Source organism: Erwinia sp. GW821-FHT03D09 (genome assembly GCF_059420805.1).
The window spans coordinates 17,794-41,228 of record NZ_JBWKUK010000008.1; the positions used below are offsets into that span (position 1 = coordinate 17,794).

Genomic DNA, 23,435 nt, shown 5'->3' on the forward strand with positions numbered 1-23,435 from the left:
TGCGGCTTTTATTAGCCGCGCTTTTGTTTCAACAATACCTTTATATTTTCTCTAATAATAATTAGGCAGTGAAGCATAAAGAGAATAGTGAGAATGGCTAGCCATACACAAAAGAGGCTGGCGTAAAAATTTGTTGATAATCCCAATGTAAACTGAGAAATTGCAGTGATTATAGATAACCATATCGATGTGTTAATGAAAGAAGAGAGGTTATCTAAAGGTTTAAACAAGTCACTTTCATCGACTTTATCGGATGAAATCCCTTTTGCAGATTTATATGTTTCAATGTATTCCTTTGTTGCGAAAACTTTCTCCTTTAGGTTTACGATAACAAATGTATGTAAGCTTAAAAGAAAAGAACCCACAGAAATAAAACCAGAAAAAAGATACCCTCTCAGGTTTTTATGATGAAACTCAAAAAATCTGTTATTTAATTCTGGTGAGTTTTTATAAAGGAAAACAAGCCCTAGCAGGGCTAGGGCTGAAAGGGTAGCCAATATTATATATTGATGAAGAATTTTCATTGATAATATGTTTCTATATGAAAACATTTTTGTTATTTCCATTTTCGATTTGATCTTTCATTATATCAATAACTGAGTTAGAAGTGTAGTTATCATTTGTTAATCCATCAACCTTGTCCGCAATGAAATCAAAATCATACTCGTCGAAAAAGGTAGGGCAGTTCATAATATCAATGAATCTTTCATTATCATGATAATCAACGGCTACAACCTTTGCTTTTGTTAAATTTTCTGCCGCGCTGCATGCTTCAGAGACGAGTCTGCCGAGTGTTCTAGTTTTGGTACGGGTTGTGTTTTCAATTGAAAAATTAATATCTGTGTTTTTGGTCAATGACTCAATAGCTATCATGGGTTTTTGTTGGAACTCTATATGTGAGAACCTAAAAGAAGCAGATTTTATTTTTTTAAATTGAGAAAGCAGTGCTTCAATGTTGTCTTTTGTAGTTAGTATATTGAATTTTATTCTATCCTTGTATTTTTTATTGATTTTTACTATGTCTTTTTGTTTTGGTTTCAATCCTAAAGAGTCTATCTCCTCTTTGTTTTTAGCTCTAATTAATTCATTGCTTACTGTTTGAAAGTTAGAGAAAATAGAGTTCAACGAACAGGATGCATAGTGGTAAAGATATAATCCTTTTAAGTTTGACTTTTTAAGACAAAAAAAATTAAATGCCACAAGTTTTTCGCTGCTCTTTAAATCTTCAACTTTGAGTTTGAATTTACCGCCAATGATAGTCGATTTGCAGCTTTTCTTTTGGTTACGATAAGTCAACACCACACCAACGTAGTAATCACCCTCATCAGAGGTGAGTATCTGCCGTGAATAATCAGTATATGAATACACCCTAGATGATGAATCTATAATGGCTTTCATTACATCAGTGATATTAATGTGTGGATTAGGGTTTTCAATGTGGAATCCAATGCTTTTTACTTTCATATCAATCCTTTAAATTTATTATAGATCTTTTTTCCTACAAGCAATCAGATGGTACTGAAAAAAATTACAAAAATCACTAATGCGTACGCAAAAATCCTTGTAACGTGTTAAGAGTGGTTACTTAGACGCACAGCTTAACCATCGAACCTCGCCAACCGGCGGGGTTTTTTGCTTTCTGGGCCGCATCATGTTGGCCGAACATCAACAAAAACATTTGAATCAGTTAGTGAGGCGAATAGCTCTGGCAATCGCCTCACCTTGCATCTGATTTGCCAATTCCCTTTCATTCAACACACAGTGCCCACCCGGATAACCGGAGGTGAGAGATATGCGTATGCCTAACAATCCCCATAACTGGGCTGAGTTCAGTGAAATCATTGCCGCGTGGTGGCGCGGAGATACGCCGGTTGGCTCAGTTCTGCTGGCGTTTGTAATGGCCGTCTTGCGTATTGCCTACACCGGTGGCGGCTGGAAAAAAATGGTACTGGAAGGATTACTCTGCGGCGCTCTGACTTTGAGCGTTGCCTCTGGCCTTGAGTATCTGGAGCTTTCTCGCTCCCTGTCGATCGCCATTGGCGGTGGTATCGGCTTTATCGGAGTTGAGCAGTTCAGAAAAGTTCTTCTCGCCATCCTGAATACCCGCTTCGGAAACTCTCCAAGGGCATAACAATGAACCAATCACAATTTCAACGGGCGGCTGGCATCAGCGCCGGGTTAGCTGCGCGCTGGTTTCCGCACATTGATGCAGCAATGACCGAGTTCGGCATCAACAGCCCAATAGCTAAAGCTATGTTCATCGCGCAGGTGGGCCATGAGTCGAACGGCTTCAATGCCACGCGTGAGAGCTTCAATTACAGCGTGCAGGCGCTGATTGCCACGTTTGTTCCAAAGCGCCTAACCAAAGACCAGGCGCTGACGCTGGGCAGAAAGCCGGGTGAAAGCGCTCTACCAGTCGAACGACAGAAAGCCATTGCAAATCTGGTCTACAACCATCGCTTTGGCAATAAGGCTGCGGGCGATGGCTGGAAGTATCGCGGCGGTGGATTGATTCAGACCACGTTCCTGGATAACTACCGCGCAACCGGCAACGCCATCAAGGTTGACCTCGTCAGCCAGCCGGAACTGCTTGAAATGGAGCAGAACGCCGCCCGCAGCGCTGCATGGTTCTTTGTATCGAAAGGCTGCCTGAACTGGTTGCACAGCATCGAAAACGTAACCCGGATTATTAACGGCGGGACTAACGGCCTTGAAGACCGCAAAGCCCGCTACACCCTGGCAAAAAGCATTCTCGTTTAAGGAGTCCTATGAACTACCTGATTAATCGCCTGAAAGAGGCATCAACATGGCGCGGCATCATTCTCCTTGTCGCAGGTGTATTTGGCTGGCAGATGCCGCCAGGCATTCAGGAAACGGTCATTGCTGGCGGTGTTGCTCTGGCCGGAGTAGTTGGAGCGGTTGTGCCGGATAGCGTTAAAAAGTGAGCATCACAAGGCGCATTTGCGAGTGCGCCTGATGATTCATTACACTCAGGAGGATGTAATGCTGAAAATACCCGGTATTCCTGTCATCGGCAGAACAGCCAGGCAAGGGCTATGGGTGCCGGACGCGGTCTGTATCGGCGGCGCTGCAAAACCTGAGCCGGATGTTATAGACCTGCTGAGCGAAACACTGGACCCACGCATTACATATACCGGCCCGCAACATTATTATTGGTCGGCTAACGGAATGCTTGTAATGAGCGCGGTAAACGAATGGCCATCAGAATACAGAAACGGCGTGGCAGTTGGCAGGCATGAGCCGGAGCCAGCAGTAACGGCTGATATGACAAACGTTGATTCAGAGAATATGATGCCCCCGGAAACGCTAGAGGATGGGTTTGTTTCATTCAGAGAGAATGTCGGTGACAGATATCATAGAGTACGCATTAACACGGACTACAGGGGTGTGGCTTCTACACAGATAGTATTTCGGCATGCCGGTCGTAATAATCTTGCGTTCCGGGCGCAAATTATCAGTAATAAATATCAACAAATAGCTATAAATAGCGGTGTGATTGGGTATGTCGGGGAAGGTTATGAAAATGAATCTAGCGTGATTGCTGATGACATTGTGATTTTCAGAGCCGTTTATTCAATGTCTAACTATGCATCATTCCTCTGTTTTTCAAATTCTGTTGTTATTGATGATACGTTGCCAAACTATGTGGGTGATATTAAGTTGGGGCTAGATGTTTTGTCAGCTCAGTTAGAACCAGGACAGATTTCTACATCACCTGTGCCTATTTCTGTGCGTCAACGTGATGAATCAGCTGTAATTATTGATACATCCCGCACATCGTCGATAACAGTGCATTACAGCGATAACACATCAGATACATACAGCACACAAGAAAATAGTTTTTCGTTGCCGTTTGCTGCGAAAAACTGGAGTGATAGATATATAACGAGGATCGAATTGTATGACTGAAAATATAACAATCGGGTCAGATCCGGTGCAGGTAACTAACGGCTCAGAGAGTGCTCTAATCTCGGTAATTAATGGTGTTGCTATTCGTTTTGCTGACTCTGATGCGGAACCAAAAATTGCAGGTGATTTTACAAGAGACAAAATCATTATATCCCCACCTATCAAGCTTTGGATTTGGACTGATGAATACCCTGCTGCTGAGGTAGCAATAACACGATGGTAAGAGAAGCTCGTATTTACGGGAGCAAATGGGATAGAGAGCGACTGATATTTCTCAAGGCCAATCCACTCTGCATTATGTGTCAGGAACAGGGAAGAGTTTCAGCAGCAACGGTTGTCGATCACATCACCCCTCATAAACTCAAAGAGGCTCTGCGTTCTGGTGACAGTCAGGTCATTGCTAAGGCTCAGAAGCTTTTCTGGAGCCGAAATAACTGGCAGGGACTCTGTAAGCAGCATCATGATTCAACGAAGCAACGAATGGAGAAGCGTGGCGTGGCGATAGGCTGTGACGAAAATGGCATGCCTCTCGATGCCAGCTCACACTGGTTCAATCAGAAATAATATCATTTTAAGGGTGGTAGGGGGGGGATCGAAAGTTCAAAATCTTTCGGCCAAATGACCGCCGCCCATCCTTTTTGTGCATAACCGCGAAATGAAAAGTTTTTTTCTGGGAGGTTCCGATGGCAGGACGTCGCCCGAAACCGACCCATCTCAAAGTGGTAACCGGTAATCCGGGAAAACGAAAACTCAACGATAAAGAACCCACGCCAGCGCGAGAAATACCCAGCCCTCCGGTGCATCTCACCGACTGGGGAAAAGTAGCCTGGGGAAAACTCACCATGCTACTCGACGGAATGGGGATTCTGACCGTTGCAGATACGCTGGCGCTGGAGCGTCTTTGCGATATTTATGCCGACATTTTGCAACTGCGTCTCACCATCGCCGATGAGGGCCGGACATATACGGTGCAGACCGATGGGGGCTTTTTGATTAAGGCAAATCCGGCTGTGGCTATGCTGGCCGACGCTGATCGCCGTTTCAAAAGTTATCTGGTTGAATTCGGCCTAACACCTGCAGCTAGGACGAAGGTGAAAGTAGATGGTGGAGAAAAAGAAGAAGACTCGCTCAACCAGTTCTTCGGTTGATCCCGCCACGCAATACGCGCTGGATGTAACTTCGGGGAAGGTAATAGCCGGTCCTGATATTCGTAATGCCTGCCAGCGCCATTTGCGTGATTTAAAAGAGGGAAAAAAACGCGGTCTGACCTGGGATGTTGAATCGGTGACACGTGCCATCAACTTTTTTGCCCAGGTATTGAAGTTGAACGGTGGCGAGCACGAAGGTGCGCCATTTATCCTCCTGCCTTGGCAATGTTTTATCGTCGGATCTATTTTCGGCTGGAAAAACGAGGACAGTTACCGCCGGTATCGCATGGCTTATGTCGAATCGGGTAAAGGTTCCGGTAAATCTCCACTGGCAGCGGGGATCGCTCTGTACTGCATGGTTGCAGATAAGGAGCCACGCGCAGAGGTGTATGCGGCTGCAACGAAAAAAGACCAGGCGATGATCCTCTTTCGTGATGCGGTGGCGATGGTTGATCAGTCACCGGCACTGGCGCAGCGGATCAACAAATCCGGCGGAACAGGCAAAGAGTGGAACCTGGCATTCCTGCAGATGGGTTCATTTTTCCGACCAATCAGTTCCGACGATGGCCAGTCAGGCCCGCGCCCCCACTGTGCATTGATTGACGAAATTCATGAGCACAAAAATAACCAGGTCGTGGAAATGATGCGCGCCGGTACAAAAGGCCGCAGGCAGGCGCTGATTTTCATGATCACTAACAGTGGACATGATAAGACCAGTGTTTGCTATGACTACCACGAATATGGTCGCAAGGTTGCTGAAGGTTCGATAGAGGATGACAGCTTCTTCTCGTTTATCTGTTCGCTTGATGAAGGGGAAGACCCGTTCAAAGACGAAGCCTGCTGGAAAAAAGCTAACCCGTCCCTTGGTTATACATTCACCGATCGCTATCTGCGTGAACAGGTCACCCAGGCGCGGGGTATGCCCTCAAAGGAAAGCATTGTCCGCCGTCTGAACTTCTGTCAGTGGGTTGAGGCAGAAAACCCCTGGATAAGCAGCGACGTGTGGATGAGGTGTGAAGAGGATTTCGACCTTCAGGAACTGCAGGGCGAAGAGTGCTATGGCGGACTGGACCTGTCAGGCACCCGTGATCTTACCTCGCTGGCGCTCTATTTCCCAAAAAAGCGAAAGCTGGTGGTCGAGTTCTGGACACCGAAGGAAACGCTGGCAGAAAGGGCAAAAACGGACCGTGTTCCTTACGATGTATGGGAGCGGAAAGGGTTCATCCATACGACTCCGGGTAAAGCGGTTAAATATGGCTTCGTGGCTGAAAGAATCGCCGATCTCACCATGCAGTTTGATATTAAGGCGATCGCCTTCGACCAGTACCGCATGAAGTATCTTGAGCCAGAACTTGAAGAGGCCGGAGTGTCGGTGCAGCTAATCCCGCACGGTCAGGGTTACTACAAAGCGCAGGATTCAGGTTTATGGATGCCGCATTCGATTGAGCTGTTTGAACAAAAGCTGGATGACAATGAAATCATCATCAAAACCAATCCCTGCCTGCGCTGGAACGCGGCTTCAGCCGTAACCGAAGCTGATCAGAAAGAAAACCGTATCTTCGCCAAAAAGAAAAGCACCGGCCGTATCGACGGCGTGGTGTCGTCCGCAATGGCGATAGGTGCATCCGAAGGTGATATCACTGACGATGGTGATATTTACGACTTCTTCTCACAACCGTTGAGCATGTGATGGACGATACAAATTACAGCATTGATCTACGCACTAATAACGGCTGGTGGGCGCGCGTTGCGTCGTGGTTCGTCGGTGGGCGGTTAGTTACTCCTGAAAGTGGATCGCAGACCGGACCCGTCTCCGCCAGTGGAACGCTGGGGGATTCGCAGATAACCGATGAGCGCATCCTGCAAATTTCCACGGTTTGGCGTTGTGTGTCTCTTATCTCGACATTGACAGCCTGCCTGCCGCTGGATGTCTTTGAAACTGATAAACAGGACAACCGCAGCAAAGTCGGGCTCAGTAACCCGCTGGCCCGGTTACTCCGGTACTCCCCTAACCAGTACATGACCGCGCAGGAGTTTCGCGAGGCCATGACCATGCAGCTTTGTTTTTACGGTAATGCTTACGCGCTGATAGAGCGCAATACAGTCGGGGACGTTATCAGCCTCCTCCCTCTGATGTCTGCCAATATGGATGTGAGGATTGAGGGTAAAAAAATTGTTTACCGCTATCAGCGTGATACCGAATACGCGAATTTCGCGCAGCGTGAAATATTCCATCTTAAAGGCTTTGGCTTTAATGGCCTGGTGGGGCTTTCCCCCATAGCTCATGCCTGCAAATCAGCCGGTGTGGCCGTCGCGATGGAGGACCAGCAGCGAGAGTTTTACGCTAATGGGGCCAAGTCGCCGAAGATTCTGACCACCGGGGATCGCGTGCTTACCAAAGAGCAGCGCGGCCAGCTGGAAGAGAATTTCAAAGAGATAGCCGGTGGCCCGGTAAAAAAACGCCTGTGGATACTTGAGGCAAACTTTCAGGCCCATGATATCGGCGTCAGTCCGCAGGATGCTGAAACAATGGCATCCCGTAAGTTTCAGGTCAGCGAACTGGCTCGCTTCTTTGGTGTTCCGCCTCATCTGGTCGGTGACGTGGAGAAAAGCACCAGCTGGGGCAGCGGTATTGAAGAGCAGAACATGGGCTTTCTGCAGTACACCCTGCAGCCGTACATCTCGAGATGGGAGAACGGCATACAGCGCTGGCTTTTGAAGCCTGAGCAGGTCGGTGTTTATCACGCAGAGCACAATCTTGATGGTCTGCTTCGCGGTGATTCAGATTCACGTGCAGCCTTCATGAAATCAATGGGGGAGGCAGGGCTCAGAACGATTAACGAAATGCGCCGCCTTGATAACTATCCACCGGTACCCGGAGGAGATGTCGCCATGCGGCAGGCACAGTATGTGCCAATAACCCACCTCGGCAACAACACAGAGCCCCGCAGCAATGACAGGGCTTAATTTTTATGGGGGCCATGATGGCTGACATCATCAAAACGCTTTCTTTCGATGAAACCGAGATCAAGTTTGCCGGTGACGGTAAGCAGGGGATTTTTGAAGGTTATTCGTCTGTCTTTGGAAATGAAGACTCTGACGGCGACATCATTCTGTCCGGCGCTTACAAAAATACCCTCGAAAAACAGACCCGTAAGGTGGCGATGTTTTTTAACCATCGCGAGTGGGAAATCCCGGTCGGCAAATGGGATTCCATCGAAGAGGACAGCAAAGGGCTTTATGTCCGTGGCCAGCTTACGCCGGGTAACAGCGCGGCCAGTGATCTGAAAGCGGCCATGCTGCATGGCACGGTGGAGGGAATGTCAGTGGGATTCGCCGTCACTAAAGATGATTACACCATCGCAGCCAACGGTGGACGTATTTTCAAAAACATCTCCTGGCTGAAAGAGATCAGCGTCTGCACTTTTCCGGCCAACGAACTGGCGGGTGTTGATGCAATGAAGTGTATCGACGGTATTGAAACCATTCGTGATGTTGAGCGCTGGCTGAGGGATTCAGTCGGGCTCAGCAAGTCACAGGCAGTTGGGCTTATTGCCCGGTTTAAGTCAGCGGTTCGGAGCGAGTCCGAAGGCGGCGAAAACGAATCAGACATGAACGCTCTGCTCAAGAGCATCAGCACCTTTCATCAGACATTAGGAAAATAAGTTATGTCCGAACTCGCTCAGATTAAGAACGCTCTCGAAGAATCCCAGGTCAAACTGCAGGGGCTTTTCGACGAACAGAAAAAGCAGATTGAAAGCAACGGCACGATCTCAAAACAGTTGCAGGATGATATGGCCAAGGTCAATGAAGAGATGGCCAAAACCGGCCAGCGCCTCTTTGATCTTGAACAGCGCCTGTCTTCTGGTCCCGATAACCCGGAAGAAAAAAAGTCGTTCTCAGAACGCGCGGCCGAAGAGCTCACCAAGTCCTGGAACGGGAGCAAAGGCATCTTTGATGCCAAAACGTTCAATAAGTCACTCGGCAGCGATGCCGCCTCAGCAGGGACGCTGATCCAGCCAATGCAGGTACCGGGCATCGTTATGCCGGGGCTGCGCCGTCTGACCATCCGTGATCTGTTAGCGCAGGGCCGCGTTTCCAGCAATTCGCTGGAATATGTACGTGAAGAAGTTTTCACCAACAATGCAGCATCGGTTAAAGAGAAAGCGCTGAAGCCGGAATCCGATATTACTTTCAGCAAAGAGACCGCTAACGTTAAAACCGTTGCTCACTGGATTCAGGCGTCTCGTCAGGTGATGGATGATGCGCCGATGCTTCAGTCCTATGTCAATAACCGCCTGATGTACGGCCTTGCGCTGGCTGAAGAGCGACAGTTGCTGAACGGTGATGGCACTGGTGACGATTTGGAAGGGCTGAACCATGTGGCCACCGCCTATGATTCTACCCTGAACGCCACTGGCGACACGCGGGCGGATATCATCGCTCATGCCGTATTCCAGGTAACTGAATCAGAGTTCAGCGCTTCAGGGATCATTCTCAACCCGCGTGACTGGCACAGCATCGCGTTGCTCAAAGACAGTGAAGGGCGTTACATCTTCGGCGGTCCTCAGGCGTTTGCAGCAAATGTGATGTGGGGTCTGCCGGTGGTACCAACCAAAGCGCAGGCGCTCAACACCTTTACTGTTGGCGGATTTGATCTGGCCAGCCAGGTCTGGGACCGCATGGACGCCACTATCGAGGTGAGTCGCGAAGACCGTGACAACTTCGTGAAGAACATGCTGACCATTCTTTGTGAAGAGCGACTTGCACTGGCGCACTACCGTCCTACTGCGATCATCAAAGGTACTTTCACCGCTCCTGAAGCGCCTAAAAAGTAAATGGGGGGGGGTGGTAATTCGCCCTCAACTTTATGGCAATAGATGTTTTAGATGTTGTCAAAATTGAAGAGCTACGGGAGTACATCGAGTTTGATTCAGATGATCGCGATGCCATGATTAAGCGTCTGGCCCAGGGAGCGCTTGATCACTGCCTCACCGTTTGCGATGAGCCTCGCTGGAAAACAGCTGATGATATTCCCTCTCAGGTCGTGAGTGCGATGCTTCTTTATTTTTGCGATGCCTTTGAACACAGAAGTGCACAAACTGAGGTCCAGCTTTATACCAACCAAAGAGCATATGACTTACTTTTTCTGGTCAGGAACTGGACAGGAACGGCTGAAGAGGAAAAGGGGGAATAGTGGAGCCTGGTAGATTAGTTCACCGTATAACCATTATGAATCTCAGCACCTCGCGCTCACCATCAGGTCAACCTGTTGAGCAATGGATTGAGGGTAGAACCATATCTGCAGATATCCGTGGTATGGGTGTTTCCGAGTTGCTGGCCGCAGGCGCTGAACGTGCTGACGCAGATGTTAATGTGTTCATTCGTCCGAGAACAGACATCTTTGCAGCCTCACGCTTAAAAGTTATCGCTGGTCCCTTCAGGGGATGGATTTTGAATGTAATCGGTCAGCCGATGCCATATAAGCGGCACCTTCTAAAAATTCTCTGTAAACAGGGGGCTGAAAAGTGATTGATGTGAATCTGGATTTTTCCGGTTTGCAGGATATCGCCCGAGACCTGCAAACCCTCAGCAAAGCTGAAAACAATAAAGTCCTCCGGGATTCGACCCGCGCCGGGGCTGAAGTCCTCCGGCAGGAAGTGATTGACAGGGCATCTGAGCAAACCGGAAAGCTGAAGAAAAACGTTGTTGTCGTCACCCAGAAAAGCCGCCGTCGCGGTGAAATCTCATCGGGGGTGCATATTCGTGGCGTTAACCCCCGAACGGGGAACAGTGACAACACAATGAAAACCAGTGATCCGCGCAACTCGTTTTACTGGCGTTTTGTGGAGCTGGGAACGGCGACAGCACCCGCTCACCCGTTTGTCAGGCCAGCATTTGATGTCCGTATGGAAGAAGCCGCAGCGGTGGCAATGCAGCGAATGAATCAGGCTATTAACGGGATACTCAGCAAATGACGGAATCCGATATTTACCCGCTGATCGCAACGCTGGCTGATGGTCGGGTTTATCCGTATGTTGTACCACTGAGCAATGACGGATTACCTGCCGTACCTGCACCCTATGTTGTGTTTTCGCTGCCCTCAGATGTCAGCAGTGATGTGCTCTGCGGACAGGCTGAGTCTACTGTACATGTTCAGATTGATGTATGGGCGACAGAAATTGATGAGGCCAGGCTAATCCGGGAACAGGCTCTGGATAAGCTCCGCGTATTGTCACCCACTGATTTATTCCGCATTCCCGGTTATGACACCAATACACATCTGCACAGAGCCACGCTCGAATTAACGATTATTGACTGAACAGTTTGAACGAATCCGAATAACCCGCCACCTGGCGGGTTTTCCCTTTAATGGAGACAGCTATGTCCTCACTGTATGAAAAATCGCAGTTAACGCAGGTTCTCATCTCATCAGCCCCGGTGACAGCTGAAACGATGGAGACAGCAACATTTATCAATCTGAGCTGCACAATAAAAGAGGTGCAATTTACCGGAGGTCAGAAACAGGATATTGATGTAACAACGCTATGTTCAACAGAAATGGAGAACATAAACGGCCTGCCGTCACCATCAGAAATATCAATGTCGGGGAATTTCTACCGAAATCCTGCACAGGATGCACTGCGCGATGCGTATGATAATGATACGTCCTATGCATTCCAGATTATATTCCCCTCTGGTAACGGATTTAAGTTTCTCGCTGAGGTTCGCCAGCATACCTGGTCATCAGGGACTAATGGTGTGGTTTCGGCGACGTTTTCTCTGCGTCTGAAAGGCAGGCCGGAAAATATCGAAAAACCAGCGGGGCTGGCATCAATTCAGGTTAAAAAATCATGACAGATATTAAGACGCTGGCACTGAGTAAAATGGCAGGGTTTCGCCATGAAGAGGTAACAGTTCCTGAATGGGGTGGGGTCAGGATTATTCTGCGTGAGCCGTCTGGCGAGGCATGGTTACGCTGGCAGGATATCGCGAATACGGATAACGACGATAAAACTCTGACTGTAGCAGAACGCGCGGCGCTGAATCTGAGCGCAGACATCGTTCTGTTTATGGATACAGTGCTGGATACTGGTTACCAGCCAGTTTTCAATGCTGATGACGAAAATCAGATCCGCGCAGTGTACGGACCTGTTCATTCCCGGCTGGTCAGGCAGGCGCTGAATCTGATTATTCCGGCAGAGGAAGCCAGGGAAAAGTAGCTACCCCCGGTGTAAAATTTCTGATGTCGCTGGCGCTCAGGCTGGGGCGCACGTTATCGGAATTGCGCAGCAGTCTGACGGCCAGTGAGTTAATGATGTGGATAGAATTTGATAAATTTAATCCCATCGGTGATATTCGTGGCGATATTCAGTCCGCTCAGATTGTCTCCGCTATTTATGGTTCGCAGGGTGGAAAATGTTCGCTGGATGATGCTCTGCTACGCTGGGGGGAATATGCACCGGATGAAAATTCAGACGATCCGTTTTCAAAACTGGAGGCCGCATTACTGGTCGCCTCTCAATAAAATAATCACCGCCTCCGGGCGGATTTTTTATACCCGGAGAGAACAGACATGGCAACACTGCGTGAACTGATAATAAAAATATCCGCAAACTCTCAGTCATTTCAGAATGAAATTTCCCGTGCCTCACGCATGGGGAGTGATTATTACCGGGTTATGCAGGATGGCGGCAGGCAGGCGGCATCAGCACAGCGCGAAACGCAGCGTGCCCTGGCATCTGTGACCGCACAGCTTAATTCCACACGCTCTGCAGCAATGGGAATGGCTGGCGCATTTGCTGGTGCATTTGCCACGCATCAGCTGATTGCATTTGCTGATACGTGGAATCAGTTAAACGGAAGGTTAAAACTCGCGTCGTCATCCAGTGATGATTTCGCAGCGTCTCAACGCGTCCTGATGGATATAAGTCAGCGCACAGGCACATCGCTGGAGGCAAACAGCAATCTGTACAGCCGTATTGCGCAATCCCTGCGTGATGCCGGTTATGCCTCGGCGGATGTGGCTAAGGTCACTGAGACGGTTGCCACGTCCCTGAAACTTTCCGGGGCCAGCACAGCTGAGGCCAGCTCTGTAATCACACAGCTTAGCCAGGCGCTGGGTTCCGGTGTGCTCAGGGGGGAGGAGTTTAACTCCATTATGGAGAATGGGGGGCGACTGGCCCGGCTGCTGGCTGACGGGTTGGGAACCACCGTAGGTGGCCTGCGTGCGATGGCACAGAATGGTGAACTGACGACAGACAAAATCGTTCCGCTGCTGACTAACGTTGAAATTCTGCGTAAAGAGTTCGACACGTTACCCGCATCTGTAAGTGGGTCCACGCAGAAAGTGCAGAATGCACTGCTTGCCTGGGTGGGCGGGGCGGATGCTGCCGTTGGCGCATCGTCAACGCTGGCCGGAATACTGGATTCCGTCGCAAAAAATATTAATACATTAGCCACCGTTACCGGTGGGCTGATTGCTGTCGGGCTGGCGCGTTACCTGGGCAATATGGCGCTGGGGGCAACCTCTGCAACGGCAGCGTTAGTTACCGCGACAAAATCAGAAATTGCCCTGGCAGAGGCGCAGTTCAGAGGGACACAAATAGCCACAGCGCGAGCCAGAGCAGCAGTATATCGCGCACAGCAGGCACTGGTAGCAGCGCGGGGTACAGATGCACAGGCGGCGGCAGAAAAACGGCTGGCAGCAACACAAGCGTTATTAGCGAGAAACACTGCCGCCCGCACTGCCGCACAAACAGCACTGAATAATGTCACGTCCGTTGGATCGCGCCTGATGTCCGGCGCACTGGGGCTTGTCGGCGGTATTCCCGGACTGGTCATGCTGGGGGCCGGTGCCTGGTATGCAATGTATCAGAATCAGGAGCAGGCACGTAAATCAGCACAGGAATACGCCAGCAAAATAGATGAGATCCGGGAAAAAACCCGGCAAATGAGCCTGCCGGAAACGGCAGACAACGGAGAAAAAACCCGGCAGGCGCTGAACGAACAGAACCGTCTGATCGGAGAACAGGCCGAAAAGGTCCGTCAGATTAAAACGGAAATCGCGGGTTACCAGAAAATGCTGGCTAACCCCGGTGTGACGATTAACGGCTACATGATTAACCACCTGACCAGCGTGGATGATGCTACACGTGGGCTGGCGGATGCGACCAGCACTCTGGCGGTTGAGCAGGAGCGACTGTCGCAGATGCAGGCCAAATCTGAGAGCATCCAGTCAGTTCTGGAGGGGGTAGAGCATCGTCGCGTTGTGCTGATCCGACAGCAGGCAGCGGAACAAAACTCAGCATATCAGTCTCTGGTCATGATGAACGGTCAGAACACGGAGTTTAACCGGTTGCTGGGACTGGGTAATACTCTGCTCGCACAGCGGCAGGGGCTGGTAAATGCCCCGTTACGTATCCCACAAACTGAATTTTCAGATAAGCAGAAAGCCGCCCTGGAAAAAAGTCGCCGTGACCTGGAATTATCCAGGCTTAAAGGCGAGGCCAGAGAGCGACTGCGCCTGTCATATGTCGCCGATGATCTGAACCTGACAAACGACCCGCAGTTTCAGACAGGGCGACAGGAATTAATCAATAACGGTCTGGCTGAATGGAAGAACAATGAAGCCGGGAAATCAAAAGCAAAGCCTAAAGGGCCAAAAACTGAGGGTGAAAAAACAGAAGATGTTTATAAGCGCTTAATCAAACAGCAACAGGAGCAAATAGCTTTAGCGGGGACAAATACTGAACTCGCAAAAATGAAGTATCAGGTGACTCAGGGCGAACTGGCATCACTTGAAAAATCCAGGAAGGAGACGCTTCTTCAGAACGCTGCGCTAATCGACCAGAAAGACATTGCTGAGCAGTTAAAAACGTTTCGTGACGGTCTGGCTGATACTAATGATGCAGCCCGAAATCGGGGAAACATTGACTTCCTTGGAGCGGGAATGGGAGATAAGGCCCGTGACCGCATGAAGGAAATGGCCGATATCCGCACTGACTTTACCCGCCAGCAAAATGAGCTGCAGCGCGACTTCAGTCGTGGCCAGATTTCTGAAGACCTCTACAGGAAGCAAACCGAGGCACTGAAAGAAGCCCTGGACGAACGGCTGGAGATTCAGAAGGATTACTATAAAAAATCCGATGAACAGCAGTCCGACTGGCGTAGCGGGGTGACTGATGCGCTGATGAATTATGCCGACCAGGCTGCTGATCTCAGCTCGGTAGCCGCCACCGCGACCAGCGAAATCCTTAACAACACAACCAGCTCTATCGCCAGCAACCTGACCGGCGTTCTTACGACTGCGAAGACCTTCAAAGACGGTATGTCGGGCATCTTCACATCTCTTGGGGAAACAGTGATCCATACGATGATCCAGATGGCCACACAGGCACTTATTACCCGCACGATTATGGCGTCGTTTGGCGGTGGCGGTGGACTGTTCGGTAGCCTGTTTGGTGGTGCGAGTAGTGCAGCAAGTGGCGCTGGTGCGATGGGAATGAGCACCAGTTTCGCGGCATACGCTAATGCGAAAGGTGGTGTATACGATTCACCGTCACTGTCGTCATACAGCAACGGTGTTTACAGCACGCCGCAGTATTTCGCGTTTGCCAAAGGCGCGGGAGTGTTTGGTGAAGCAGGACCGGAAGCGATCATGCCGTTGACCCGTGGTGCGGATGGTTCTCTCGGTGTTCGCGCAGTCGGCCGGCAGTCGGCCGCAATCGAAGCCGCAGCGCAGCAGATTGAATCTCAGCCAAGAATTACTGTGCATGTCAGTGCTCCCAATACCTTCACCGGCAAGCCTGACGATGCAACACTTCTGGCAATTGATAAGCGAACTGAGGCGCTGGGCAGGCTTCTGGTTGACAGCCTTACATCAGAAGTCATGAAGCCTCAAAACAAATTCGGCAGAGCCATATACAGCAACCTTCAGCCCAAAAAACCTAAATAACCACCTGCCCGGAGGGACAGTTAATGGCAGATATTCTCTACCCGGACAACATCCTGCCGATGCCACTCATGGACGGATATGGCTTCAAACCGGTTTCACCACTTCTGCGTACCGAAATGACATCTGGCCGCACCCGGCAGCGGCGTCTTTACACTTCGACGCCAACGCAGGTTACCGCCAAATGGATTTTCAAAACCGATGCCCTGGCTCAGGTTTTCGAAGCGTTTTTTCGGGATGCCCTCAAAGACGGAATGTCGTGGTTTTACATCAAACTCCAGACGCCGGTCGGGGTTAAGCCCTACAAAGCCAGATTCACCGATATCTATGAAGGCCCGACGCTGATATCGCCTAAATACTGGCAGTACAGCGCCACGCTAGAGTTATGGGAACGTCCGTTGCCGCCTGTCGGATGGGGTAATTACCCGGAGCTGCTCGCAGGCTCTGCCATCATCGACATCGCGATAAATCAGGAGTGGCCAAAGGCATGACCATACTTGAAAGGCTTTATGCCAGCAGCGGATCTGAAGTCATCCATGACACCGTGCAGATTTCCGCCGGTGAGTCGAACTACTGGTTTACCCGTGGCTGGGATGATGTCAGCGTCACTCTTGAGAACGGAGAGCAGGCAACATTTGAAGGGTGCGCCGTGGATATCGCATTACCGGCGCGAAATGCTGATGGCACTCAAGACCTGAAGTTTGCTATCAGCAACATCGACGGCGTTGTGTCGGCAGCGATAGACAACATTCTGGACGAACTGAAATCATCGAAACTGACGTTCCGCCGGTACATCTCAACGGACCTGTCAGCGCCTGCAGCCGCACCTTACACTCTCGAAATAAAATCCGGCACATGGACAGCAACGTCCGTTCAGCTCACCGCCGGGTATATGAACGTGCTCAAAACAGCATGGCCACGCTTCCGGTATAACCTCGCCGAACACCCGGGCCTGCGTTACATGTAATGAGGTTTCCCATGTTTGATCCTGATAAATACCGTTCAGTCACCTGGCTGAAGGGCGGCAGGTCTTATCCTGAACTTGACTGCTTCGGCATCATTAACGAGATACGCGACGATCTCGGGCTGACTCGCTGGCCAGATTTTGCCGGGGTGACAAAAGACGGTGATGGCTTAAATCGTGAAGCGCAAAACCTGATGAAGTCGCTGATCCGCTGCGAGCCCTGCGAGGGAGCTGGCGCGGCATGTTACTCAGGTTCGGCGGTAACCCACGTCGGGATAGTCGTCAGCGTTGATGGCCAGCTTTATGTCGCCGAGTGTAATCCGGGCATGAATGTCACTTTCCTTCCTGTTGCGCGGTTCGTTCGCCGCTTCAGCCGCGTGGAGTTCTGGCAATGACAATACGTGTTTATCCGTCCCGCCTGCCGGGAGAGCCGCTCGAGACGCATCAGCACGCGGCCTGCACGCTGCATGACTGGATGGTTAGCAATGTTCCTGGCTACAGCAATGACCGGGTACATCCGGTCAGCGTCGATGTGGATGGTGTTGCGGTGCCACCGGTAGAGTGGCCACTCTGCTACCTGCGTGCGGATTCTGATGTACGGATTTATCCGACGCCTTACGGCACGGGGCTGGAAATAGCTGCATGGGTGGCTATCGGCGTGTCTGTCGCTTCGGCTGCATATTCGATCATCATGATGACGCAGATGGGGAAAATGGGGACGTCTCCGGGAAATGGCGATCAGCTGGACCTGGCACCCGCGAAAGCTAATACCGCAAAACTCGGCGATCCTGTTCGTGAGGTGCTGGGGCGTTGCCGGGTGTTCCCTGATTACCTGTTACAGCCGATAAGCCGCTTCGATAAACATGACCCGCAGATTTACCGCACCGAGATGTTTCTCAGTGTCGGTTTCGGTAATTACGTCATCGTTAATCCGGGTGACATTAAGATCGGCAATACGCCAGTTAATTCCTTCGGTGAGGACACGTCCCTGACCATCTATGCACCGGGGGCAGACGTCAGCGGAGACAGAAGGGCTGATAACTGGTTTAACTCGACGGAAGTGGGTGGAACAACGTCAGGTACCGCTGGCCTCGATCTGGCTTCAACAGGGCCGGATAACGTGAGTATCAGCGCGGACGCCGTGATTGTCTCCGGGAACAGTATTTCACTGATTGGCCAGACGTCAGATGATGAAGACGCAGATGACGATACCTCTGTACCGGAATCATGGACAACCGGCACAGTGATAACCGTTATCGCGCCTGATTCCTTCACTACTACTACTGCTGGTGGCCGTAACGTTATCTATGGGGATTTCACGGAATTAAACCCATCAGTTGGAATGGCCGTGAGCCTGCAGTGGGGAACGTATGACTATGATCTGTTCATTGCGTCATATGACCCTGGCACGCCAGCCATTCCCGGCGTCGGAGGTTCTGCAGCCTCGGTTACGTCCAGCGCTGCTCCAACAACATACGACTTCAGCACCTCGGCATTGTCATTCACTCTGATCTGGGCAGGCGTCAGCTATGTTGTGGCACTCAGCGCGAACTATCTGACGATGTCTGGTCTGACTGATGCAATTGATGATCAGCTGACTGGCTCCGGTCTGGTGGCGCGGGACGCAGGCGGCGTTCTGCAGATCGCTGAGAAATCCAGTCCGTACAGCGGCAATTCGATTGGCACAACCGTTCTTCCGCCATCACTGTTTGGCGATGCGCCGGTTAATGTCGCGGGTGTTACCTCAAGCGGCGGAAGTCCTGAGGTTCTTCCCTCTGTCACCCTGGCGTGGAACAGCGCGACAGGTACGGCGTTTTCCGGCATACCTGATGGTACGCAGCGTATAGCGTTTGGAGCTAAAGGCGATCAGTTCCGCATCACCGATGTTGACGGCCTGACGCTCAGCGTTGAACGAATGGTTGAAGATATCACCGGCCAACTGGTTGCAGATGCCAGCTGGCCGGGATTCACTCCCAGAACGTTGCTGGATGCCAGCGTGACAGGCGTGAATGATACATATGACTGGATGGGGCCATTCCTGTGCTGCCCTGAAGGTGAAACCACCACGCAGATTGAGCTCAATTTTGTCTACCCGCAGGGGCTGGTGGATATCGGTAGTAAGGATGGGAAAATCCACTGGCATGACGTTGAGATAACCATCCAGTACCGACTTTCAGGCTCAGCAGAATGGACCTCAGCCAAAATCAAACACGGTAACGACACGGTCAATATGATCGGCTATACCGAGTCGATCACCTTCCCTATTGCCGGAAATTATGAAGTCCGGGTTAAGCGTGACACCCCTGTGTGGGGCGGCACTACGCGTGATTCCGTGCAGTGGCAGGCGATGAGGGCAAAACTGCCGACGCGGCCATCACGCTACAACAACCTCACGACAATGGCGCTGACGGTGCGAACCGGCAACCGTCTGGCTTCACAGTCAGATCGTCGGGTAAATGCCGTGGTCACGCGCCTGTATGATGGCCATACATCCCGCAGCATTTCGGGTGCGTTTTATCACGTTGCGCGAAGCCTGGGATATAACGACAACCAGATTGATATGGCTACCATTAATCAACTGGAGGCGACGTACTGGACGCCACGCGGCGAGCACTTTGACTATGAAGCGGCAAGCGACAGCACGTCAGCAAAAGATGTGTTCGATAAAATAGTCGAAGCGGGAATGGGGTATTTTCTGCTGTCTGACGGACTCTTATCTGCCGGAAGGGAGGGGATAAAAAACTGGACGGGGATGATCACCCCTCAAGAGACAGTAGGGGAGATGGAAACGGCTTTCCGGGCGCCGTCAGATGATGATTACGACGGCGTGGACGTCAAATATATCAACCCGGTGACCTGGGCTGAAGAAACCGTTCAGTGCAGGACAGCGGATAATCCGGTACCGCGTAAAACGGAGGATTATTCGCTGGATATGGTAACGAGCGAGGATCGTGCTTACCGCATAGGCATGCGCCGGTTGATGAAGCACCTGCATCAGCGCCGGACCTACACCGCAACAACAGAGCTGGACGCGTGGTGCTATCAGTATGGTGACCGGATTATCCTGGCTGATGATATCACTGGGAAAACCATCAGCTGCCTGATTGACTCGATGCAGCATGACCAGCAGAAAATTACGTTACAGGTCACCGAACCGCTAAACTGGTCTTATACCAGCCCGCGCTGCTGGATAAGATTTCAGGACGGAAGGGCATCACGCCTGCTGACACCAACGAAGGTGGATGAATACACGCTCAGCGTTCCGTATAGCGATGATCTGGACCCTGACAGCTGGCTGATGGATGACCCGGACATCGAATTACCCCGCCTGATGTTCTGCGACGGTATGCAGGCAGCAAGGCACGGGATCGTTGCTGAAATAGCGCCAGACAGTGACGGCACCTGCCAGCTCACCGCGCCGGAGTATAAAGAGATTTTCTACAGCTACGACGACGCAACGTATCCAGGCGATACCGTTTAACCACATCAATTAACCTGCAATCCGCTCCGGCGGGTTTTTTTATGGAGTAAATATGGCTTCATTCAATCCACCGCTGGGAAGTTCAAACCCGGAAGTTCTGCTGGATAATGCCACTCGCCTCGATAAGTTAATCAACGGATCAGATAAGACGGTGCCTGACAGGTCAGGGGAGCCATTAATGTCATGGTCAGCAATTACAGAAGAAGCAGGTGAGATTATCAGCCAGGCAGAAGAAAGTTTTTACTCTCAGTTAAATCAACAGGCACATACATTCGACGATCAACTCTCCGGCCAGCAGGCAAGACTTGAAACTGCAATTATAAACGCCGGCTCACAGGTTCTCGGTCGTTATGAGGACGGGCCATTGACATTGACTGGGTATAATCAGCTTATTGCTTACAGTGGTACTTTTTGGAAGTTGGCTGCCTCAGTAGTAATTGGCTCGGGATACACTACGGCGGGAACAACAGAGGCCACTTGGAACGCGACAGATAAACAAAATTTTGTCGATGTCGGCCAGGGGCAGCTGCGGGCAGAGTTGGGCACTATTTTTATGCCTGCGGCATCCGGCAATGCTGCAACGGATGTGCAGCTGTTGCAGTCGGCGTTAAATGCAAGGGGAGAGATCAACTATAACACCCCCGGAGAATACCTGTATAACTTGCATAGCGTTATTAAATCCGGAACATCTTTCCGTACTGCCGCGGGAGCTGATTGGAAACAGGTAGCCGGAAAATCCAATCCCTTTCTCGTCAACCAGGCGTTTTCTGCATCCCGTTATGTTGTAACCAGCATGACGAAAAATACCACAGCGATTAACGTTTATCTCGATGGCTCGGATATCAAAAGCGGTAATTATATTACTGTTGTCTGCAACAGTCATCCGTTCGTTCGCGGAGACTGGGCTGCATTTCATGGCGCGAAAGAGTTCGGCTATGACGGCATTATGCGGGTTATTTCAGTCGTGGATGCGAACACGATCATTGTTGAAAGCCACTCAACGATGCTTACTAACTCAGCAACTGCGAATACTGACTTCTGGAACGGACTGTTCTGTTTTAAAGCGGATACGGATATTAAAGTCGATATTCAGGGCCGTATTGATGGAAACTGGCGCGGAAATTCCACTGCCTCAGTGACTGACTTTGACGATCGCGTTAAATATATGGGGATGTCGTTCTGGGGGGTGAATAACCTCATACTGGAAGTGAATGATGCGTTCAATATCAGAAAATATGCGGTGCTGTTGGCTAACGTTCGAAACGTCCGTGTACCGCGTATTAATTTTTACAACTTTTCTGACGGCCTGCATATTCAACCGCCTTTTGTCGGCATCAGTGTGGGCACGCTTGGCGGGGCGACGGGTGATGACCTTCTGGCGCTGACAAATGGAGACTACGAGGCGTATCAGCTGAGTCGCGGGCATGGGTACAGCATCTACGCCGATCATCTGATGCCACAGAATGCGCTGACGGCCATGAAAGTTGCAGGTGCGCCCGGCTACCGCTTCTGGGATATCGGGATCGGGAGTATCTCAGGCTCTGTTCGTCTTCAGATTATTTCCGCAATCCGTGACGGTATTCTCTCATACACAGATATCGGTAAATTCCATATCGGATCATGTTCCTGCGCGTCGCAGACGAAAGACGATTTTTATCTGAACACCGATAAAATGAAAAGCTTCACTATCGACGACTACGAAGTGTGCTCCCTGAACAGCGGTACCTGGTGTATCACGATGGGGAACCGCTATGGCCTCACCGGCAACATCGAGCACATCGGAATAAAAAGCATCCGATACAAAGAGGGGATGCCGTTAAAATCCATCGCATATATCGGCAATAACTGCAGTATCGGCCTGATGGACCTGCATTTTGCCAACGCCAGACCGCTTAACGGTGCACAGGCGGTAGTGCATACTGAGCGGGCGCGAACCCAGAGTGGGGATGCGGGAGAGTCTGCAGGGGGCTTTATCGATACACTTAAAATCTCCGGTAAGTTTACCTTCCCGACCGCCGGTAGCGGGCGGCTTATCTGGATGCGGGCGCTCTGGAACCGAATACTGCTGGACAATCTGGTCGTTGAGGGCGGTGAGCGCGTCATCCATGAGAACCTGGTTACCGGCAACAAAGGCAAGGTGTTGTGCAACAACCTGCACGTAAAAGGGGCGAGTGGATTCTGCAACACCTACAACAAGATTGAGGCATACCACTCATCTACCGTGCTTGAGACGACAGACATGCCGTACTGGACGCGGGATGCGTCTGCTGTGGTGGAGATATTCGGTGCAGTCAATACGCTGAATAACACCGGGGTCTGCCGTGTTGAGGCCGGTAAATATTACGCGAAGGGCCTGGACGTTCCGGTTAACCTTACTGACTACCCGCCGGCCGGAAATCACGGGGATGTTGTCTTTAACACTAACCCGACAGGTAACGTTGTCGGACGCCATCAGTTCAACGATGCAAGCAATACCTGGGAACTGAAGGACAGGGAAAAAATCAGCCAGTCACCGGCTGACACGACTGCAGATACTTACAATCCGATATGGGGGCGGGGCTTCAACTATGTGCTTACACTAAACCGGGGTGTGCAGTTCACTGCATCTGCCGCTAATCTCGCCACGCTCAATCGCGGGGATAAGATACGGTTTTATCTGACGCAGGACGCAACTGGCGGAAGAGCGGTCACGTTCGGCACAGCATACAAATTCCCAGTAGCGTGGGTGAATGGTGGTACTGCAGGCCAGCACACCATCGGTGAGTTTGTCTATGATGGGCAATTCCTGGTGTTGGATCGAGCTAACATCTGGTATTGATGATGGACCAGTGATGGCCATAACCCTTTGGATGCTATGAGAGAAAAAAATCAGGTGTTGGAAATATAGTTATGGGAGAAGAAGAAGGGCTATCTAGCCCTTCTTCTTCTTTCGCTTTTCGCTAAGGCATCCGTTTACAG

Annotated in this window: 25 protein-coding genes and 1 pseudogene; 24 read left to right on the top strand and 2 right to left on the bottom strand. The window is 50.7% G+C overall.

What is annotated here, in order from left to right:
- Positions 1-11: 11 nt before the first annotated feature.
- Both AC07U6_RS09340 and AC07U6_RS09345 read right to left on the bottom strand, forming a co-directional pair.
- Positions 12-551 (bottom strand): hypothetical protein, encoded by a 540-nt coding sequence (locus AC07U6_RS09340; protein ID WP_494763522.1) that lies wholly within the window; start codon positions 549-551, stop codon positions 12-14.
- Positions 538-1,464, bottom strand: a complete 927-nt coding sequence (locus AC07U6_RS09345; protein ID WP_494763521.1) for a hypothetical protein — start codon at positions 1,462-1,464, stop codon at positions 538-540. The genes AC07U6_RS09340 and AC07U6_RS09345 overlap by 14 nt, the downstream gene beginning before the upstream one ends.
- 328 nt (positions 1,465-1,792) lie before the next feature.
- Here AC07U6_RS09345 and AC07U6_RS09350 point away from each other — a divergent pair, with 328 nt between their 5' ends.
- The 24 genes and pseudogenes from AC07U6_RS09350 to AC07U6_RS09465 all read left to right on the top strand — a co-directional run bounded on the left by AC07U6_RS09350 (position 1,793) and on the right by AC07U6_RS09465 (position 23,295).
- Positions 1,793-2,131, top strand: coding sequence for a phage holin, lambda family (locus AC07U6_RS09350; protein ID WP_200546792.1), 339 nt, complete (start codon positions 1,793-1,795; stop codon positions 2,129-2,131).
- Positions 2,132-2,133: 2 nt separating this feature from the next.
- The gene (locus AC07U6_RS09355; protein ID WP_494763520.1) at positions 2,134-2,760 is read left to right on the top strand and encodes a glycoside hydrolase family 19 protein; all 627 of its coding nucleotides are present in this window, start codon (positions 2,134-2,136) and stop codon (positions 2,758-2,760) included.
- A gap of 8 nt (positions 2,761-2,768) precedes the next feature.
- Positions 2,769-2,945: a hypothetical protein gene (locus tag AC07U6_RS09360; protein WP_494763519.1), complete on the top strand. Its 177-nt coding sequence runs from the start codon at positions 2,769-2,771 to the stop codon at positions 2,943-2,945.
- Between the two features lie 58 nt (positions 2,946-3,003).
- Entirely contained in the window at positions 3,004-3,930 is a 927-nt protein-coding gene (locus AC07U6_RS09365; protein ID WP_494763518.1) for a hypothetical protein, read from the top strand.
- Entirely contained in the window at positions 3,923-4,153 is a 231-nt protein-coding gene (locus AC07U6_RS09370; protein ID WP_494763517.1) for a hypothetical protein, read from the top strand. Before AC07U6_RS09365 ends, AC07U6_RS09370 begins: the two co-directional genes overlap by 8 nt.
- Positions 4,147-4,494, top strand: a complete 348-nt coding sequence (locus AC07U6_RS09375; protein ID WP_494763516.1) for an HNH endonuclease signature motif containing protein — start codon at positions 4,147-4,149, stop codon at positions 4,492-4,494. The genes AC07U6_RS09370 and AC07U6_RS09375 overlap by 7 nt, the downstream gene beginning before the upstream one ends.
- Before the next feature lie 119 nt (positions 4,495-4,613).
- Positions 4,614-5,078: a phage terminase small subunit P27 family gene (locus tag AC07U6_RS09380; RefSeq protein ID WP_494763515.1), complete on the top strand. Its 465-nt coding sequence runs from the start codon at positions 4,614-4,616 to the stop codon at positions 5,076-5,078.
- Positions 5,032-6,768: a terminase large subunit gene (locus AC07U6_RS09385; protein WP_494763514.1), complete on the top strand. Its 1,737-nt coding sequence runs from the start codon at positions 5,032-5,034 to the stop codon at positions 6,766-6,768. Before AC07U6_RS09380 ends, AC07U6_RS09385 begins: the two co-directional genes overlap by 47 nt.
- Complete coding sequence (locus AC07U6_RS09390; RefSeq protein WP_494763513.1) at positions 6,768-8,045, top strand: phage portal protein; 1,278 nt, start codon at positions 6,768-6,770, stop codon at positions 8,043-8,045. The genes AC07U6_RS09385 and AC07U6_RS09390 overlap by 1 nt, the downstream gene beginning before the upstream one ends.
- Before the next feature lie 17 nt (positions 8,046-8,062).
- Positions 8,063-8,743 carry an HK97 family phage prohead protease gene (locus AC07U6_RS09395; protein WP_494764531.1) on the top strand — a complete coding sequence of 227 codons (681 nt, stop codon included), beginning with the start codon at positions 8,063-8,065 and terminating at the stop codon, positions 8,741-8,743.
- 3 nt (positions 8,744-8,746) lie between these two features.
- On the top strand, positions 8,747-9,916 hold the full coding sequence (locus AC07U6_RS09400) for a phage major capsid protein (RefSeq protein ID WP_494763512.1): 1,170 nt from the start codon (positions 8,747-8,749) through the stop codon (positions 9,914-9,916).
- Positions 9,917-9,948: 32 nt separating this feature from the next.
- Positions 9,949-10,275: a head-tail connector protein gene (locus AC07U6_RS09405; protein WP_494763511.1), complete on the top strand. Its 327-nt coding sequence runs from the start codon at positions 9,949-9,951 to the stop codon at positions 10,273-10,275.
- Positions 10,275-10,610: a phage head closure protein gene (locus AC07U6_RS09410; RefSeq protein ID WP_494763510.1), complete on the top strand. Its 336-nt coding sequence runs from the start codon at positions 10,275-10,277 to the stop codon at positions 10,608-10,610. The genes AC07U6_RS09405 and AC07U6_RS09410 overlap by 1 nt, the downstream gene beginning before the upstream one ends.
- The gene (locus AC07U6_RS09415) at positions 10,607-11,056 is read left to right on the top strand and encodes an HK97-gp10 family putative phage morphogenesis protein (protein ID WP_494763509.1); all 450 of its coding nucleotides are present in this window, start codon (positions 10,607-10,609) and stop codon (positions 11,054-11,056) included. The genes AC07U6_RS09410 and AC07U6_RS09415 overlap by 4 nt, the downstream gene beginning before the upstream one ends.
- Complete coding sequence (gene gp17 / locus AC07U6_RS09420; protein ID WP_494763508.1) at positions 11,053-11,400, top strand: tail completion protein gp17; 348 nt, start codon at positions 11,053-11,055, stop codon at positions 11,398-11,400. Before AC07U6_RS09415 ends, gp17 begins: the two co-directional genes overlap by 4 nt.
- Positions 11,401-11,462: 62 nt before the next feature.
- A pseudogene (locus AC07U6_RS09425) lies at positions 11,463-11,900 on the top strand (phage tail tube protein); the annotation flags it as partial.
- 29 nt (positions 11,901-11,929) lie between these two features.
- The gene (locus tag AC07U6_RS09430; RefSeq protein WP_494764530.1) at positions 11,930-12,301 is read left to right on the top strand and encodes a phage tail assembly chaperone; all 372 of its coding nucleotides are present in this window, start codon (positions 11,930-11,932) and stop codon (positions 12,299-12,301) included.
- A 23-nt stretch (positions 12,302-12,324) separates the two neighbouring features.
- Complete coding sequence (locus tag AC07U6_RS09435) at positions 12,325-12,606, top strand: phage tail assembly protein T (RefSeq protein ID WP_494763507.1); 282 nt, start codon at positions 12,325-12,327, stop codon at positions 12,604-12,606.
- Positions 12,607-12,654: 48 nt separating this feature from the next.
- Positions 12,655-16,035 carry a phage tail tape measure protein gene (locus AC07U6_RS09440; protein ID WP_494763506.1) on the top strand — a complete coding sequence of 1,127 codons (3,381 nt, stop codon included), beginning with the start codon at positions 12,655-12,657 and terminating at the stop codon, positions 16,033-16,035.
- A gap of 23 nt (positions 16,036-16,058) precedes the next feature.
- Entirely contained in the window at positions 16,059-16,523 is a 465-nt protein-coding gene (locus AC07U6_RS09445; RefSeq protein WP_494763505.1) for a hypothetical protein, read from the top strand.
- Positions 16,520-16,999: a DUF1833 family protein gene (locus AC07U6_RS09450; RefSeq protein ID WP_494763504.1), complete on the top strand. Its 480-nt coding sequence runs from the start codon at positions 16,520-16,522 to the stop codon at positions 16,997-16,999. Before AC07U6_RS09445 ends, AC07U6_RS09450 begins: the two co-directional genes overlap by 4 nt.
- A gap of 11 nt (positions 17,000-17,010) precedes the next feature.
- Complete coding sequence (locus AC07U6_RS09455) at positions 17,011-17,391, top strand: nitrite transporter (RefSeq protein WP_494763503.1); 381 nt, start codon at positions 17,011-17,013, stop codon at positions 17,389-17,391.
- Entirely contained in the window at positions 17,388-20,477 is a 3,090-nt protein-coding gene (locus tag AC07U6_RS09460; protein WP_494763502.1) for a host specificity factor TipJ family phage tail protein, read from the top strand. The genes AC07U6_RS09455 and AC07U6_RS09460 overlap by 4 nt, the downstream gene beginning before the upstream one ends.
- 52 nt (positions 20,478-20,529) lie before the next feature.
- Positions 20,530-23,295, top strand: coding sequence for a hypothetical protein (locus AC07U6_RS09465; protein WP_494763501.1), 2,766 nt, complete (start codon positions 20,530-20,532; stop codon positions 23,293-23,295).
- Positions 23,296-23,435 lie beyond the last annotated feature (140 nt).